Here is a 15,781-nt window from a genome sequence, read left to right on the forward strand (position 1 = left end):
TCGTATAAATAAGAGTAAAATAGCCGACTTTATTTATAACAAATATTACATCCCAAATTTTGTGTATAATATCCCAAAAAACTAAAGGCAAATTTATGAGAAATTTTAAAACTCTCTCGGTTTTATTATTAGCGTCGCTGTTTTTTACGGCATGCTTTGACGGTAATGACAAAAAAGGTGCGGCTGCAGCCGGACAACAACGACAAATGCCGCCGTCAAAGGTCGATGTATTCGTAGCTAAAAAATCAGACGTGCCGATCAGCTTTGACTACACCGCGACCCTAACGAGCCAACAAGACGTCATCGTCTATCCCAAAGTAAGCGGCACGATAACCAAGCAGTTTTTTAAACCCGGCGACAACGTAAAAGCCGGCGACAAGCTGTTTTTGATAGATCCGGAAAAATACCAAGCCAGCTACGACGCGCTTGAAGCCGCTATCGGCGTAGCAAACGCAAATTTAAAAAACGCTCAAACCGAATTTAACAGAATTTCAAATTTATATAAGAAAAACGCCGTTTCGCAAAAAGAGTACGATGCGGCCGTTTCGGCGCTTGAAATCGCAAACGCAAATTTACTAAGCGCTCGAGCAAGCGCCAAAAACGCCAAAATAGACCTAGGCTACACGAGTATCGCCGCGCCTTTTGACGGCGTTTTGGGCGATAACCTAGTAGACGTGGGCTCGCTAGTCGTAGCAAACACGACCCAGCTGGTACGCCTAACCAAAATCAATCCGATCGAGGCGCACTTCCACATCTCCGACGTAGATAATCTAAACCGCGTCAAAATGCAAGAAAGCAGCCTCTGGGTACAGGCAAACTCGGACGCCGTACTAAAAGTAGGTCCGGGAGAATTTAACGGCAAAGTAAATTTTATCGATAACGTCGTAAATACGAATATGGGCACAGTTTTAGCCAAGGCTGAATTTAACAACGACGAGGGCAAGCTGCTACCTGGCATGTTCGGCCACGTGACGATGGGTGGATTTTACCAAAAAGACGGCTTTAAAATCCCTCAAGTAGCGCTCCAACAAACCGACGTCAAGACCTACGTGCTAGTCGTAGAGGACGGTAAAGTAGCCTCCAAGGACGTAAAAATCACCTACCAAACCAAAGACGCCGCAGTCGTTAGCGAGGGACTAAACGAAGGCGATAAGATTATCTTAAACAACTTCCTAAAAATCGGCGTGGGTGCGCCCGTAGAGATAGATAAGGACCCAACCGAAAGCTTTGGTAAAGGCGCAAATTTAGAGCCTAAAAACGAGCAAGAAAAGGCTAAATAATGTTTTCTAAATTTTTCATTGACCGCCCGATATTCGCCACCGTCGTATCTATAATCATAGTTATCGCGGGCGCAATGGCGATAAAGGGGCTTCCTATCGAGGAGTATCCCAAGCTAACCCCGCCTCAAATTTCCGTTAGCGCCACATACACCGGCGCCGACGCTCAGACCATCTCCGACTCCGTAGCCAGCGCGATCGAAGATCAGATAAACGGCGTAGAAAACATGCTCTATATGCAAAGCACCTCAAGCTCGAGCGGCTCGCTAAATATCAACGTTTATTTTAAAATCGGCACCTCATCCAAGCAAGCCACGATCGACGTAAATAACCGCGTCCAAGCCGCGCTCTCAAGGCTACCTCAAGAGGTGCAAAATATGGGCGTGACCGTGCGCGAACGCAGCGGCTCGATCCTAGAAGTAGTCGGCTTTACGAGCTCAAACATGGACTTAGTCGAGCTGTATAACTACGTAAATTTAAACATAGCAGACGAAGTTAAAAGGGTTAACGGCGTGGGCGACACGGCGCTAATCGGTAGCAAAGAGTACTCGATGAGAATTTGGCTAAAACCGGATAAACTAGCCTACTACAAGCTAACTCCTAGCGACGTAATATCTCAAATAAAAATCCAAAATAGCCAATACGCCGCCGGTAAAATAGGCGAGCAGCCCTCAGACGGCGATAATCCTTATGTCTATTCCGTTCGTTCGGACGGCCGTCTCAAAAACGCCGCGCAGTTTGGCGATATAGTAATCAAAAGCGCGGACGGAGCGGTGCTAAAGCTAAAAGACGTAGCAACCGTGGAGCTAGGAGCGGCTAGCTACGCATCAGACTCGATGCTAAACGGCCAAGACGCCATCCCGCTTTTAATCTTTATGCAAAACGACGCTAACGCCCTAGCCACCGCGCAAGCGGTAAACGCAAAGCTTGACGAGCTAAGTAAAAATTTCCCGGCGGGCTTTAAACACACGATCGCGTATAACCCGACCGAATTTATCGAAGTTTCTATCCAAGAAGTCGTCAAGACCTTTATCGAGGCGATGGTCCTAGTTATCATCGTTATGTATATGTTCTTAAAGAGCTTCCGCGCGACTATCATCCCGATGCTTGCCGTTCCCGTGTCCATCATCGGCACCTTTGGCGGACTATACGCGATGGGATTTAGTATAAATTTGATCACGCTTTTCGCGCTCATCCTTGCTATCGGTATCGTCGTGGACGACGCTATCATCGTTATCGAAAACGTGGAGAGAATTTTACACGAGGAAAAGGACATCACCGTCAAAGAAGCGACATATAAAGCGATGGAGGAGGTGCAAACGCCCGTCATCTCGATTGTACTCGTTCTCTCGGCTGTTTTTATCCCCGTTTCTTTTATGGAGGGCTTTGTCGGCGTGATCCAGCGCCAGTTCGCGCTTACTCTAGTTACTTCGGTTTGTATCTCAGGCTTTGTAGCGCTTACGCTTACTCCTGCGCTTTGCGGCGTTATGCTAAAAAAACAAGAGAGCAAGCCGTTTTGGTTTGTACAAAAATTTAACGACTTTTTCGACTGGAGTACCAAAATTTTTAGCGCAGGCGTGGCAACAGTGCTGCGTCACGTTATCATTAGCCTTATTTTGATAGGCGTTATGGGTTTTGCGACTTACGAGCTGTTTAAAAAAGTCCCTAGCGGCCTCGTACCGTCCGAGGATAAAGGCGCGCTGATGGTTATCACTTCGCTGCCGCCGTCATCAAATATGCTAAAGACCAAAGAAGAAGTTCAAAATATCAACCAAGCTATCCTTAGCAACCCAAATGTCGAGTTTATGATGAGTTTTGCGGGATACGATATGCTGGCGGGCGCGCTTAGGGAAAACTCGGCCATCAGCTTTATCAAGCTAAAAGACTGGAGCGAGAGAAAAACGCCGGGTAGCCAAGCAGGCGCTCTAACTGGGCCTTTTAACGGCATGCTTTGGGGCTCAAAGGAGTCGATGAGCTTTGTCGTAAACGTCCCGCCTATCATGGGTCTTTCGATGACGGGCGGCTTTGAGATGTATCTACAAAATAAAAGCGGCAAAAGCTACGCCCAGATCGAAGCCGACGTGAAAAAAGTAGTCGCCGCGGCAAACGCGCGCCCGGATCTAACCAGCGTGCGCTCGACGCTAGAGACTAATTACCGTCAGTTTAAAATCGACGTCGATAGACAAAAAGCCCAGATGTTCGGCGTGAGCGAGAGCGAAATTTTTAGCGCGATAGGCTCGACTTTCGGCTCCTACTACATCAACGATTTTAGTCTTTTCGGTAAATCCTACCGCGTCTACGCTAGAGGCGAGGACCGATTTAGAAACAACCCGGAAGACTTGCGTAAAATTTACGTCCGCTCAAAAGGCGGCGAGATGATACCGCTAAACTCGGTCGCAACTCTAACTAGAATTTTAGGCCCCGATATCGTAGATAGATTTAACCTTTTCCCGGCGGCTAAGATCCAAGGCGACCCAAAACCGGGCTACACATCGGGAGACGCGATAAAAGCGATACAAGAAGTGGTCGAACAGACGCTAAATATGGAAGAGTACTCGATCAGCTGGGCGGGCACGGCGTATCAGGAGGTTAGCTCGCAAGGCACGGGCGCGACGGCGTTTATATTCGGTATGATTTTCGTATTTTTGATCCTAGCGGCGCAGTATGAGCGCTGGCTCATCCCGCTAGCTGTTATCACGGCCGTTCCGTTCGCGGTTTTCGGCTCGCTAGTCACCGTTTGGGCTAGAGGGCTAACAAACGACATTTATTTCCAGATCGGACTACTGCTTCTCATCGGTCTATCGGCTAAAAACGCGATCCTTATCGTAGAATTTGCGATGCAAGAAAGACTGGCCGGCAAGAGCGTATTTGACGCGGCCGTTAATGCGGCAAGGCTTCGCTTCCGCCCGATCGTCATGACCTCGCTCGCATTTACTTTGGGCGTTTTCCCGATGGTTATCAGCACGGGCGCGGGCGCGGCGTCTCGCCACTCGCTGGGCACCGGCGTGATCGGCGGTATGATAGCGGCCACTACGATAGCGATATTTTTCATACCGATGTTTTACTATCTGCTAGAAAAGCTAAACAACAAAGTCTGGGACAAAAAACCAAGCGGAGCACAGGAGGTCAAAAATGTATAAAATTTTAACTTTAGCCGCGGCGCTATTTTTAGCGGGCTGCTCGTTTCGACCCGATATCCCCGAGGTTGATACGAAATTTGAATCTACGTATAAATTTGAAACTAGCGACATCAGGGACGAGTGGTGGAAGGAGTTTGGCGACGAAAACCTAAACTCCCTCGTAGCTAGCGCGCTAGAGAAAAACACCGACCTTCGCACTGCTTATTTAAATTTACAAAAAGCGGCCGCAAGCCTAGGCATCTCGGAAGCCGATCTTTTTCCTAGCGTAAATTTAAACGTCGGCTACACAAAAGCAAAAAGTAGCGGCGAAACCTACACCAAGCAGCCTCAGACGCGCTACCGAACATCGCAGGTAAATTTAGGCCTAAGCTACGAGATAGACCTATGGGGCAGAGTGAGAAACAGCGTCGAGTCGGCTAAAGCTAGCCTAAACGCGACCAAGCTCGACTACGCCACCGCGCGCCTTAGCATAAGCTCTAGCGTGGCTAAAAGCTACTTCGCGCTCGTGGCTCTAAATATGCGCGAAGCCGTGTTAAAAGATACGCTAAAAACCTACGAGGAGACGTTGGCGCTTCGCAAAACGCAGCTTGATCTAGGCGGCATAAACGAGACGACCTATCTACAAAGCAAAGCCGCCGTGCAGAGCGCAAAAGTAAGCCTACTAGAGGTGCAAACCTCGCTATCTCAGGCTCTAACATCCGTAGCGGTGCTAACGGGAAAATCAAACGACGAGATCCTAAACGGAGCCGTACAGAGCGCTAAAATGCTACCCAAAGAGCCCGAAGTGAGTGCGGGCGTGAGCGCGGACATACTACTGCGAAGGAGCGACGTAGCTAAAGCCTACGCCGATCTAAACGCGACTAACGCACTAATCGGCGTCGCAAAGGCCGACTATCTACCGTCCATCTCGCTAACGGGGCTTTTCGGATTTTCTAGCGTGGATTTTGAAAATATCTTTATCAGTAACGCCAACACGTGGAGCATAGGCGGCACTTTGGTGCAGAAAATTTTCGACTATGGCAGAACCAAAAACAACGTCCGCATCGCCGAAACCAACGAGCAAATCGCGGCCGTAGCCTATGAAGCTGCGATCAAAAAGGCTCTAGGCGAGGTTAGAGACGCGCTAAACAACCGCAAAAACGCCAAACTAACGCTAAATCAAGTCAAAGAACTTCTGCTCTCGCAAGAAAAAATTTATAAGCTGGCCAAGGATCAGTTCGAGGAGGGCTACACCGGGCATCTGGAGCTACTCGATGCGCAGCGAAACCTACTCTCGGTTAGACTCCAGGACATCGCGGCAAATTTGAGCCTCATCGACTCGGTCGTGGATGTCTATAAGGCTTTTGGCGGGGGATTTAAAGCCGAATAATTTTACTTTTTGGCGGAGTTTTCCGCCTCTTTTTTTAAATTTCCTTTTGCTTTTTGGCTTTAAATTTGACGAGACGTCGTCTGTAGATTTTAAATATTTCACTAGTTTTATTACCGCGATTTATCTTGCTTTATGTCTTCAAATTTCAAAATTTAGCGCTTGCTTTTGCTGTTCGCGCGGACTCCCATAAACCTATTTTTAGGCGCCTGATACTTTGGGTAAATTTTAGTTGCGACTTTTGAGATAAATTTGCATTCAAAGGCGTAAAATTGTTTTAGCTTTGAGCGATGCGCAAAGTCGGTCAAATTTACATCGTCCTATCCGGAGTGCACTTTTTGCGAATTTACCGCTTCAAATTTACGGTTTTTAGCAAAATTTGCGAGTAGACACGTGATTTACGATCAAATTTACAGACGTATTTTGAGCTTAAATTTAGCACAAACACCCTCCGCCAAATTTCATTTTAGTTTTAGCGAGCGGCGCGAAAGCACCGTATTAAAGCAAAATAGGCCAAATTTAACGTTTTTGATATTTTAACCGCCGATCGAAGTTTGCGATTTGCGACGATTTCGTAAATTTACGCCCTTAAATTTGACGTAGCGTAAAAAACGGGTGCGAAATTTTAAATTTGCAAGTCGAAATTTAGCTAAATTTATGTTCTGCTTCGCAAAAATCATAAATTTAACTCAAATTTAGACGCGAAATTTTACTCTTTGCCGGTTAAAATTTGCACGATAGTTTCAGGCAAAATTTCATGCTCTATCTCGTGGATTTTAGCTTCAAAATCCTCAAAGCTCATTCCCACGCTCTTTTCAAACGCGCGCTGAGCGATGATCGCACCGCCGTCTAGCTCCTCGCTGACCCAGTGCACGCTCACGCCGCCTACCTTCATATCGCTATCAAAGCTCTCTTTTATGGCATGCGCGCCTTTAAAAAGCGGCAGCAGCGACGGATGCAAATTTATCGTGCGAATCTGCCTCGTAAAAACGGGCGTAAGGATGCGCATAAAGCCCGCAAGAACCGTTAAATCGACGTTGGCGCGCTTTATCTGCGCTACGACTTCGGCGTCGAATTCCTCACGCGAGGCAAAATTAACGTGCTCGGTAACGACGCTTTGCAGGCCGTATTTTGCCGCCTTTACTATGCCGCCTGCATCGGCTTTGTTTGTTAGCGTTAGCGCGACCTCGATCTTGGTTTCGTCAAAAACTTTGCCGTGCAGCCTCTGCAAAATCGCCTCCAAATTCGAGCCGCCGCCGCTAAATAAAACCGCTATTTTTTTCGTAAACATTTGAGTCCTTTGATGACGTCCGCGGCCGTGAGCGCGTAGTCGTTGATTTTGATTTGGCGAGCGGCTAGAGCGTGAGCCAGCGTCCCGCTGACCGCGGCATTTAGCGGGTCGTAACCCTGCGCGAGTAGTCCCGCGACGATACCGCTTAGCGCGTCCCCGCTACCGCCTTTTGCGAGCGCGGCGCTACCGTGCGTCATGACGTAGACCTCGCCGCCTTGCGCGATTAGCGTATTTGCGCCCTTTAGCACAAGCACGCATTTAAAATTTCGGCTAAAAACTTGAGCGAGTTTGAAGCGACTTCTTTGCACTGCGCTAGCGTCAAATTTACCTAGATTCGCAAGCTCTAGCAGGCTCGCAAACTCCTTTGGATGCGGCGTTACCACTACGTTTTTGCTATTTAAAAGCTCAAGCGTGCGCGGCTCGTAGCAAAGATCGGCGTCGATAACGAGCGCATCTTTTGTTTTTAGCTCGCTAAAAAGCTCATCTTTTTGCGCCTCATCAAGCTCGCCAAGCCCCATGCCGACGGCTCCGACTCGCATTTTGGGCGTTATGCGCTCGCTTTGCATTAAAACGGGCTCAATGTTTAAATTTTTGCCCACGACGCTAACGAGCCCGGCACCGATAGTTAGCGCGGCAAGTCCCGCTATACGCGCCGCTCCGCACTTTTCGCCGCTAACGACAAACACGTGCCCAAAGTCGCCCTTATTAGCGTTTTGCTTAGCGCGAAAGGGCAAATTTAAATCGCTCTTACCGAGTTTATAAAAGCTCGTCCCCTTCTCGTAAAGCTCGCGCGAAAGACCCAAATTTGCGACCTTTACGCGCCCCACGAAATCCTTTGCAAAGTCGCTATAAAGCGCCGACTTTAGCGCGCCCATCGTCACGGTCGTATCAGCCTTAAAGACCGCGCCTTGCGGTACGCCGTTTTTATCAAGACCGCTCGGGATGTCGCAGGCAAGCTTATAGGCGGGTTTTTCGTTTAGCAAATTTAGCAAATTTATCGTCCGTTCGTCTAGCTCGCGGCTAAGTCCGGTTCCGAAAATCCCGTCGATGATGCAATCAAATTCGCCGATTTGCGTCAAATTTGGGATCAAATTTACTCCGCATTTTAGCGCTCTGGTTAGCTCGATTTTTGAGGTTTCGTTTTGTTTGTCGCTCGCTAAAAACGCGAAACAATCAAATTTGCCGCCCAAAAGTCTAAGCGCGGCGAGCACGTCTGCGCCGTTATTTCCGCTGCCGACTACGCCTAAAATTTTACGGCGTTTGGTCGATGATTTTTTAAACTTACTTCGCACGGCGTTAGCTAACGCGTTAGCGGCATTTTGCATCAGCACTTCGGTGCTAAGCCCAAACTTGCTCACAGCCCTAGCGTCAAGCTCCGCCGTATCCCAAAATAGCTTTTTCATGCGCCCTCCTGCTTCACTCGGTAGCTCAAAGCCTCTAAAATGTGCGGCTTTTTGATGATACGCGAGCCTTCGATGTCGGCGACCGTGCGGGCGACTTTTAAGGTTTTGTTTATGGCGCGACGACTGAGCGAAAACCTCTGCGTCGCGTGATCTAGCGCCCCACTCGCCTCGTCGTCGCAAACGCAAAATTTAGCGATCTCTTCATCGCTAAGCTTGCCGTTTAGCTCGCTTTGCGCGCGCGCGATTTGCGTCTCAAACACGCGTAGCACGGTATCTTGCATCGATTCGCTCGTGACGTCGCTTTTATCATCGGCGCTCACCTCGTCCATCTGTACGTGAAGGTCGATGCGGTCTAGCACGGGCGCGGAGATGCGCGATTTATAGCGTTTGATCTCAAGCTCCGAGCATTTACACTCTAGATTTTTAGAAAGTAAATTGCCGCAAGGGCAAGGGTTCATCGCGGCTACGAACATAAATTTGGTCTCATACGTGATTTTTGAATTTACGCGCGAGATATTGATTTTGTAGTCCTCGAGCGGCTCGCGCAGGCTTTCTAAAATTTGGGGCGCAAAGTGCGGAAGCTCGTCGAAAAATAAAATCCCGCCGTTAGCTAGCCCGACCTCGCCGATCCTAGCCGAGCTCGATCCTCCGCCAAAAATCGAACTACGCGTGCTCGTGTGGTGAGGCGAACGAAAGGCGCGAAGAGCGGAAAATTCACTCTCCTGCTGATTTAGCGAGCTATAAGCGCAACTAAGCAAAATCTCATCCAAGCTTTGCGGCGGCAAAATGTAGCGCAGGCGCTTGGCGCTCATACTCTTTCCGCATCCGGGGCTGCCCTCAAAGATAACGTTGTGCATACCGCAAGCAGCCACCAAGCAGGCCCTTTTTGCCCTACTTTGGCCTTTGACGTCGCTAAAATTTAGCTCGAAATTTTGATTTTTTACGAAGCTTTTTTCGTCGATTTTGATCAAATTCGAAAAAAGCGGATGAACGCTGCCTACTCTGCGCGAGGCGGCAAACTCTGGCTCTAGGAAAAATTTGATCGCCTCGGCTAAATTTGAAACGGCGTAAATTTCTAAATTCGGTATCGCGCCCGCTTTTTGCGCTATCTCTTGCGGAATCAGTACGCGAGAACCCTGCGCTTTCGCGCTCAAAAAAAGTAGGATAGAAAAAAGGCTCGCCGTGCTTTTGACGCCGCCGTCAAGCCCCAGCTCGCCAAATACGAAAATAGGCTCGAAGTCGCGCTCTTTTTGCAAGGCGATTAAAAGCGCGATGGGTAGGTCGAAGTGACTGCCTGATTTTGGCATATCGGACGGGGATAAATTTATGATGATTTTTTGCGCTGGAAAAGAAAAATTTAACGACAGAAGCGCTGATTTTACGCGCTCGGCACTCTCTTTGATCGAAGCTCCCGCAAGCCCTACGATATTAAGTGCGGGCAAACCGCGGTTAAAACTGGACTCGACGTCCACAAGCCGCAATTCGTCGTTATAGGTGGCGCATTTTAGGGCTTTCATGCGTTTTTTTGCTTTTTATACTCTTTGTCGAATTTTTTGCGTTTGTTGTAGCCGATACGCTCGATAAAAAGGTGCCCGTCGAGATGATCCATCTCGTGCTGGATGGCGACTGACAAAAGCCCATCTGCCTCGAGCTCTTGGCGCTGTCCGAAGCGGTCTTGGTACTCTAGCGTTATAAACTCGGCTCTTTTTACGTCCTCGTAGTATCCCGGCACGCTAAGACAGCCTTCTTGATAGATTATCTCGCCCTCTTTGCGTAAAATTTTGGGATTTATGATTTCTAGCAGATCCTCTTTGCGCTGCTCTTTACTCTCTTCGTCAACTAAATTTATGATCAAAATTCGCTTAGCCTCGCCCGTCTGGATGGCGGCTAGTCCGATACCGTTTTTAGCGATCATGGTCTCATACATGTCGTCTAAAAATTTATGCAACTCGTCGTCAAAAACTTTAACTTCAAGCGATTTGACGAAGAGTTTTTTGTTCGGATAGGTGAGAATTTCTAGTATCATTTAGCTGCTTTCTCGTCTAAAATCTCGTAACGCTTACTGTCTCTGCCCGTTTTTACGAGAGTATCGAGCGCCGCAGATAGTAGCTCGGCGACCGTTTTATCGGTTCTGTCGTCTAAAAATTTATGCAACTCGTCGTCAAAAACTTTAACTTCAAGCGATTTGACGAAGAGTTTTTTGTTCGGATAGGTGAGAATTTCTAGTATCATTTAGCTGCTTTCTCGTCTAAAATCTCGTAACGCTTACTGTCTCTGCCCGTTTTTACGAGAGTATCGAGCGCCGCAGATAGTAGCTCGGCGACCGTTTTATCGGTTCTTAGGTTGCAGGCAACAACCTCCATATCAAACTCGAATTTCTCGCCCTTTAGTATAAACGAGGTCTCGTAAAACATCTCGGTGATACGCTCGCAGGCCTTTTGCGCGCCGACCATATCGGTGTGCCGCATTAGCATAGCAAAGCACCCGTCGCCGTAATGCGCCAAGATATCGCTTCGTTTTGATGTGCGTAGCAGCATTCTAGAAATATTTTTTAGCAGCGCCAATCTACTTTTTGAGCCGATATCTTTTAGACTTTCATCTTTTGTCTTTATGAGCAGGATAGAGGATTCGTAGCCGTATTTTTTGATATATCCGACTTCGGTTTCGAGCGTTTTTAGGAAAAATTTCCTATTGTAGATGTCAAATTTAGGATCGTAGATAGACTGCTCCTCTACGACCTTAAAGACTCTACTGACCTCTTCGTAGCTAGTTTTTATCACTTCGATATGCTTACCCATCAGCGAATTTAGCTTATTTAGGTCTTCGTTAAATTCGTTAAACATATTTTGCAAGCTTAGCAAGCTGATATTTGGCTCTAAGATGCTCGAGCGTTTTTTTATTATGGTTCTTAGGATAGTCAAATTCTTATAAATGAGTCCTACGGCTTGCAACATGCTTTTTATCTGCATGAAGCTGTTTTTTACTTCGCGCTCGATGTTTATTTTTCTATCGTCTTCGAGTCTGCTGATCTCTTCTTCGATCTTTATGATCTCGCCGACTTTTTTCTTAAAATCATCGGGTTGCTTTTCGAGCATCTTTTCAAAAAAAACGGTGTAGTTTTTCGGTATCGAGGGGATGTGTTCCTCGCTTAGTTCTTTAATAATCGCCTCGGAAAAGCCGTAGATGTTTAATTCGCCCTCTACGGCCTTTTCATCCTCTTTTTTTACTACTACGGTATCGCTTTTTTTGTTGTCTAACTTTATCAAATTCTACTCTTTACTTAAAGCTTTTCTCCAAAACTTTATCTATAAGCCCGTACTCTTTGGCTTCGGCAGAGCTCATGAAAAAGTCTCTGTCGGTGTCTTTTTGGATTTTAGCTAGTTTTTGACCCGTATTTTTAGCTAGGATCGCGTTTAAAATCTCTTTCATACGCAAGATTTCCTTCGCCTGGATCTCTATATCTGTCGCCTGTCCGCGCGCACCGCCTAAAGGCTGGTGAATCATGATGCGCGAATTTGGCAACGCATAACGCTTGCCCTGCGCGCCGCAACTAAGCAAAAACGCGCCCATAGACGCCGCCTGACCTATACAAATCGTGCAGACGTCGGGCTTGATGTAGTTCATCGTATCGTAAATGCTAAATCCGCTCGTTATCACGCCGCCAGGACTGTTTATATATAGATATATGTCTTTGTCCGGGTCTTCGGCCTCCAAAAACAGCATCTGAGCCACGATCGCAGACGCCATGCCGTCCTCGATCTCGCCGCTAAGCATTATTATGCGGTCTTTTAGCAGGCGCGAGTAGATGTCGTAGCTTCTCTCGCCCTTGCTCGTGCGCTCGATGACGTAGGGGATGTAGTAGCTCATTACTCCGCCTTTTTCTCTTTCTTATCGCTCTTTAGCGCAAACATCTCGTTAAATAGCTTCTCCTCGATCATCGACATTTTGATCGCAGGCAAAATTCCTTGGTTTTTATAGTTTTCAAGGTGCTGTTTCGGATCTACGCCCGAGCGATACGCCTCAAAATACACCGCTTGGATCAGCTCTTGGTCACTTACTTTGATATCTCTGCGGCGCGCTAGCTCGTCTATTATAAACGTTAGTTTCACGCTTTTTACCGCGTCGTCGCGGTATGTCTCGCGCTGTTTGGTTAGAGCGTCTTTGTCCTCTCTAAATTTAGCCATCTGCTCAGGCGTAAAGCTGCTCCAAGCGCCGCGGAACTGCATATCCATCTCTTGTTCTACGATATTTTTCGGCACGTCGAAGTTAAATTTAGCCACGATCGCGTCGGCAAATTTAGGCTTTAGCTCCTCGTTTACGTTTTTAGCGTGCTTCTCGGCTTTGATCTGTTCTTTTAGTCTCTCTTCAAATAGCTCGACGCTTACCTTTTCCTCGCCCGGCATGATGCGTTTTAGCGTCTCTTCGTCGATCTCTTCAGGCACTTTTTTACCTTGGATTTCGTGTAGCTTTACTTTAAATGTCGCGTCTTTGCCCGCAAGGTGAGCAGCGCCGTACTCGGCCGGAAATTTAACCTTCACGTCGCGCTCCTCTCCGACTTTTAGCCCGATCATACCGTCCTCAAAGCCAGGTATAAACTGACCCGAGCCGATTTCTAGCAGGTAGTTTTCGGCTTTACCGCCCTCAAACGCAACGCCGTCTACGAAGCCCTCGAAGTCGAATTTAGCGAAATCGCCCTTTTCAAGCGCGGCTTTTTCCACTTTTTCTAGCGGAGCCATCATTTTTAAAATTTCGTTTTTTCTCTCGTCGATCTCTTTTTTCGTTACGCGCGGCGCGCTGACGTTCTCTATTAGTTCCTCGTAGCCGTCGATGTTTATGACGGGTTTAAACGAGATTTCGATCTCCGCGTCGATCTCGTTCTCGCCTCTGTCAAATTTCGTCACGATCGGCTCGCCGATAACCTCTTCAAATTTTCTATTTAGCTCTTTTAGACCTGCGTCTATCGCGTCTTTTAGCGCGTCTTGCTCGGCATCGGCGGTTAGCTCTTTTTCGTAGCGTTTTAGCACCACGTTTACCGGCACTTTGCCCGCTCTAAATCCGTCTATTTTCATATTTTTCGCAGCTTTTTTCGCAGCGTTTTCGAGTTTGGCTTTTACGTCCGCGCTCGGTATTTTCGCACTTAGCGAAGCATTTACGGCGTCGATCGCCTTGGTTTTGATTTGCATTAAATTCCTTTAAAAAATAAAAATTTCCTAGAGTGTAGCAAAATTTTCCTTATTCATAGTATAAATTTAAGCGCGCAAAAGGCGAATTTAAGTAAAATCATTTATCAAATTTAAATAGTGAAATGAATCAGGAACGCAAATGCAAGAAAATTTAAAAAATGAGAATTTAAAAAAAGAAAAGTTTGAAAGTTGCGTCGAGCAGATGCTAAATCTAGTCGGCGAAGACCCGCGCAGAGAGGGGCTAGCTAAAACTCCCGAGCGCGTTTTTAAAGCTTACGAGTTTTTAACGAGCGGCTACTGGCAAGACCCAAAAGTCGTGCTAAACGACGCGCTGTTTGATAGCTCAAATAACGAAATGGTGCTCGTGCGAGATATCGAATTTTACAGCCTTTGCGAGCATCATTTGCTGCCGTTTTTCGGGCGCGTGCACGTGGCCTACATCCCAAATCACAAGGTCGTGGGCCTTAGCAAAATCCCGCGTATGGTAAATATCTTCGCCCGCCGCCTGCAGATCCAAGAGCAGCTTACAGAGCAGATCGCGCAGGCCGTACAAGAGGTCATCAAGCCAAAAGGCGTGGGCGTCGTCATCGAGGCGCGCCACATGTGCGTGGAGATGCGAGGCGTGGGCAAGATCAACTCGACCACGACGACATCGGCGCTACGAGGCTGTTTTTTAAATAGCAGCGAGACTAGACGCGAGTTTTTCTCCCTTATAAATTCGCACAAAGAAGTGAGATTTTAGTGAGCTTAGATAGCTTAAAATCAAAACTGAGCGCAAATTTATCTCTCTCTAGCGTCTTTGGCGTGATCGAGCGAATTTCTGCTACGACGATAGAGATTTCGGGCCTTCGCCCTAGCATCGGCGACATCGTACAAATTTGCGCTAAAGACAAGAGCAAAAGCGGGCTGGCGATGGTGACTGAAGTGCGGCAAAATACCGCGCTCATCTCGCCCTTTGGCTTTGTAGAAGGCTACAAGATCGGCGACTTCGTCTATCAAAGCGACCAGGGCATGAAAATCCCCGTCGGCGACGCCCTTTTGGGGCGCGTAGTGGATCCTTTTATGAATCCAAAAGACGGCAAAGGCGCGATCGCTACGACCGAGTACGCTCCGATCATGCAAGCTCCGATCGATGCGATGAAGCGCGGACTAATAGATGAAATTTTTAGCGTCGGGGTTAAAAGCATCGACGGGCTGCTAACCTGCGGCAAAGGCCAGAAACTAGGCATTTTTGCGGGTTCTGGCGTGGGCAAAAGTACGCTCATGGGCATGATCGTGAAAAACTCGCAAGCTCCGATCAAGGTTGTCGCGCTTATCGGCGAGCGCGGCCGCGAAGTGCCGGAGTTTATAGAGAAAAATTTACGTGGCGATCTAAGCGGAACCGTCGTCATCGTAGCCACCAGCGACGATAGCCCGTTGATGCGAAAATACGGCGCCTTTTGCGCGATGAGCGTGGCCGAATACTTTAAAAACCAAGGTAAAGACGTGCTTTTCATTATGGATAGCGTGACAAGGTTTGCAATGGCGCAGCGAGAGATAGGTCTTGCTCTTGGCGAGCCGCCGACGTCCAAGGGCTACCCGCCATCCGTACTTACCCTACTGCCTCAACTGATGGAGCGCGCAGGCAAAGAAGAGGGCAAAGGCAGCATAACGGCCTTTTTCACGGTGCTAGTCGACGGCGACGATATGAGCGATCCGATAGCCGACCAGAGCCGCTCGATCCTAGACGGCCACATCGTGCTTAGCCGCGAGATGACGGACTTTGGTATCTACCCGCCTATAAACATCCTAAACTCCGCCTCGCGCGTAATGAGCGACATCGCGACCAAAGAGCACAGGGCAAACGCCGCCAAGCTAAAGCGCCTCTACTCGCTTCTAAAAGAAAACGAGGTCCTGCTACGCATCGGCGCGTATCAAAAAGGCAGCGACAAAGAGCTAGACCTTGCTATCTCGAAAAAAGAATTTATAGATAACTTCCTAAAACAAGACGCCGAAGAGGGCTTTAGCTTCGAGCAGACGCAAGAGCTGCTGGGCGGGATAAATTAGTCGAATTTATTTTTGCCGCGTCAAATTCGGATTTATTTCGCCTAATTTCATCCAAAATGCGAAAATTTTAATTTT

The 15,781-nt window shown here is 47.8% G+C and carries 13 protein-coding genes; 5 read left to right on the forward strand and 8 right to left on the reverse strand.

What is annotated here, in order from left to right:
• The first annotated feature begins 95 nt into the window (after window positions 1–95).
• The 3 genes from E4V70_RS05485 to E4V70_RS05495 are packed head-to-tail and all read left to right on the forward strand — an operon-like array spanning window position 96 to window position 5,786.
• Window positions 96–1,280 carry an efflux RND transporter periplasmic adaptor subunit gene (locus E4V70_RS05485; protein ID WP_122863355.1) on the forward strand — a complete coding sequence of 395 codons (1,185 nt, stop codon included), beginning with the start codon at window positions 96–98 and terminating at the stop codon, window positions 1,278–1,280.
• Window positions 1,280–4,417 (forward strand): efflux RND transporter permease subunit, encoded by a 3,138-nt coding sequence (locus E4V70_RS05490; RefSeq protein ID WP_122863354.1) that lies wholly within the window; start codon window positions 1,280–1,282, stop codon window positions 4,415–4,417. The genes E4V70_RS05485 and E4V70_RS05490 overlap by 1 nt, the downstream gene beginning before the upstream one ends.
• Window positions 4,410–5,786: an efflux transporter outer membrane subunit gene (locus E4V70_RS05495; RefSeq protein ID WP_122863353.1), complete on the forward strand. Its 1,377-nt coding sequence runs from the start codon at window positions 4,410–4,412 to the stop codon at window positions 5,784–5,786. The genes E4V70_RS05490 and E4V70_RS05495 overlap by 8 nt, the downstream gene beginning before the upstream one ends.
• Before the next feature lie 706 nt (window positions 5,787–6,492).
• Here E4V70_RS05495 and purN read toward each other — a convergent pair.
• From purN to tig, 8 genes are read right to left on the reverse strand one after another with little or no spacing between them, the layout of a single operon-like run.
• Window positions 6,493–7,074 (reverse strand): phosphoribosylglycinamide formyltransferase, encoded by a 582-nt coding sequence (purN, locus tag E4V70_RS05500; protein ID WP_122863352.1) that lies wholly within the window; start codon window positions 7,072–7,074, stop codon window positions 6,493–6,495.
• Window positions 7,056–8,477 carry an NAD(P)H-hydrate dehydratase gene (locus E4V70_RS05505; RefSeq protein WP_122863351.1) on the reverse strand — a complete coding sequence of 474 codons (1,422 nt, stop codon included), beginning with the start codon at window positions 8,475–8,477 and terminating at the stop codon, window positions 7,056–7,058. Before E4V70_RS05505 ends, purN begins: the two co-directional genes overlap by 19 nt.
• Entirely contained in the window at window positions 8,474–9,994 is a 1,521-nt protein-coding gene (locus E4V70_RS05510; RefSeq protein WP_122863350.1) for a YifB family Mg chelatase-like AAA ATPase, read from the reverse strand. Before E4V70_RS05510 ends, E4V70_RS05505 begins: the two co-directional genes overlap by 4 nt.
• On the reverse strand, window positions 9,991–10,503 hold the full coding sequence (gene def, locus E4V70_RS05515) for a peptide deformylase (protein WP_122863349.1): 513 nt from the start codon (window positions 10,501–10,503) through the stop codon (window positions 9,991–9,993). The genes E4V70_RS05510 and def overlap by 4 nt, the downstream gene beginning before the upstream one ends.
• Window positions 10,500–10,709 (reverse strand): hypothetical protein, encoded by a 210-nt coding sequence (locus E4V70_RS10960; RefSeq protein WP_122863348.1) that lies wholly within the window; start codon window positions 10,707–10,709, stop codon window positions 10,500–10,502. The genes def and E4V70_RS10960 overlap by 4 nt, the downstream gene beginning before the upstream one ends.
• Complete coding sequence (locus E4V70_RS05525) at window positions 10,706–11,743, reverse strand: GGDEF domain-containing protein (protein WP_122863347.1); 1,038 nt, start codon at window positions 11,741–11,743, stop codon at window positions 10,706–10,708. Before E4V70_RS05525 ends, E4V70_RS10960 begins: the two co-directional genes overlap by 4 nt.
• A 10-nt stretch (window positions 11,744–11,753) precedes the next feature.
• Window positions 11,754–12,344 (reverse strand): ATP-dependent Clp endopeptidase proteolytic subunit ClpP, encoded by a 591-nt coding sequence (gene clpP, locus E4V70_RS05530; RefSeq protein ID WP_002949394.1) that lies wholly within the window; start codon window positions 12,342–12,344, stop codon window positions 11,754–11,756.
• Window positions 12,344–13,660: a trigger factor gene (gene tig / locus E4V70_RS05535; protein WP_122863346.1), complete on the reverse strand. Its 1,317-nt coding sequence runs from the start codon at window positions 13,658–13,660 to the stop codon at window positions 12,344–12,346. Before tig ends, clpP begins: the two co-directional genes overlap by 1 nt.
• Window positions 13,661–13,799: 139 nt before the next feature.
• Between tig and folE the strand changes: the two genes are divergently transcribed.
• Together folE and fliI are read left to right on the forward strand one after the other, a co-directional pair.
• Entirely contained in the window at window positions 13,800–14,402 is a 603-nt protein-coding gene (gene folE / locus E4V70_RS05540; RefSeq protein WP_122863345.1) for a GTP cyclohydrolase I FolE, read from the forward strand.
• Complete coding sequence (fliI, locus tag E4V70_RS05545; protein ID WP_122863344.1) at window positions 14,402–15,706, forward strand: flagellar protein export ATPase FliI; 1,305 nt, start codon at window positions 14,402–14,404, stop codon at window positions 15,704–15,706. The genes folE and fliI overlap by 1 nt, the downstream gene beginning before the upstream one ends.
• Window positions 15,707–15,781 lie beyond the last annotated feature (75 nt).

This window comes from Campylobacter showae, from assembly GCF_900699785.1.
GTDB lineage: Bacteria > Campylobacterota > Campylobacteria > Campylobacterales > Campylobacteraceae > Campylobacter_A > Campylobacter_A showae_D.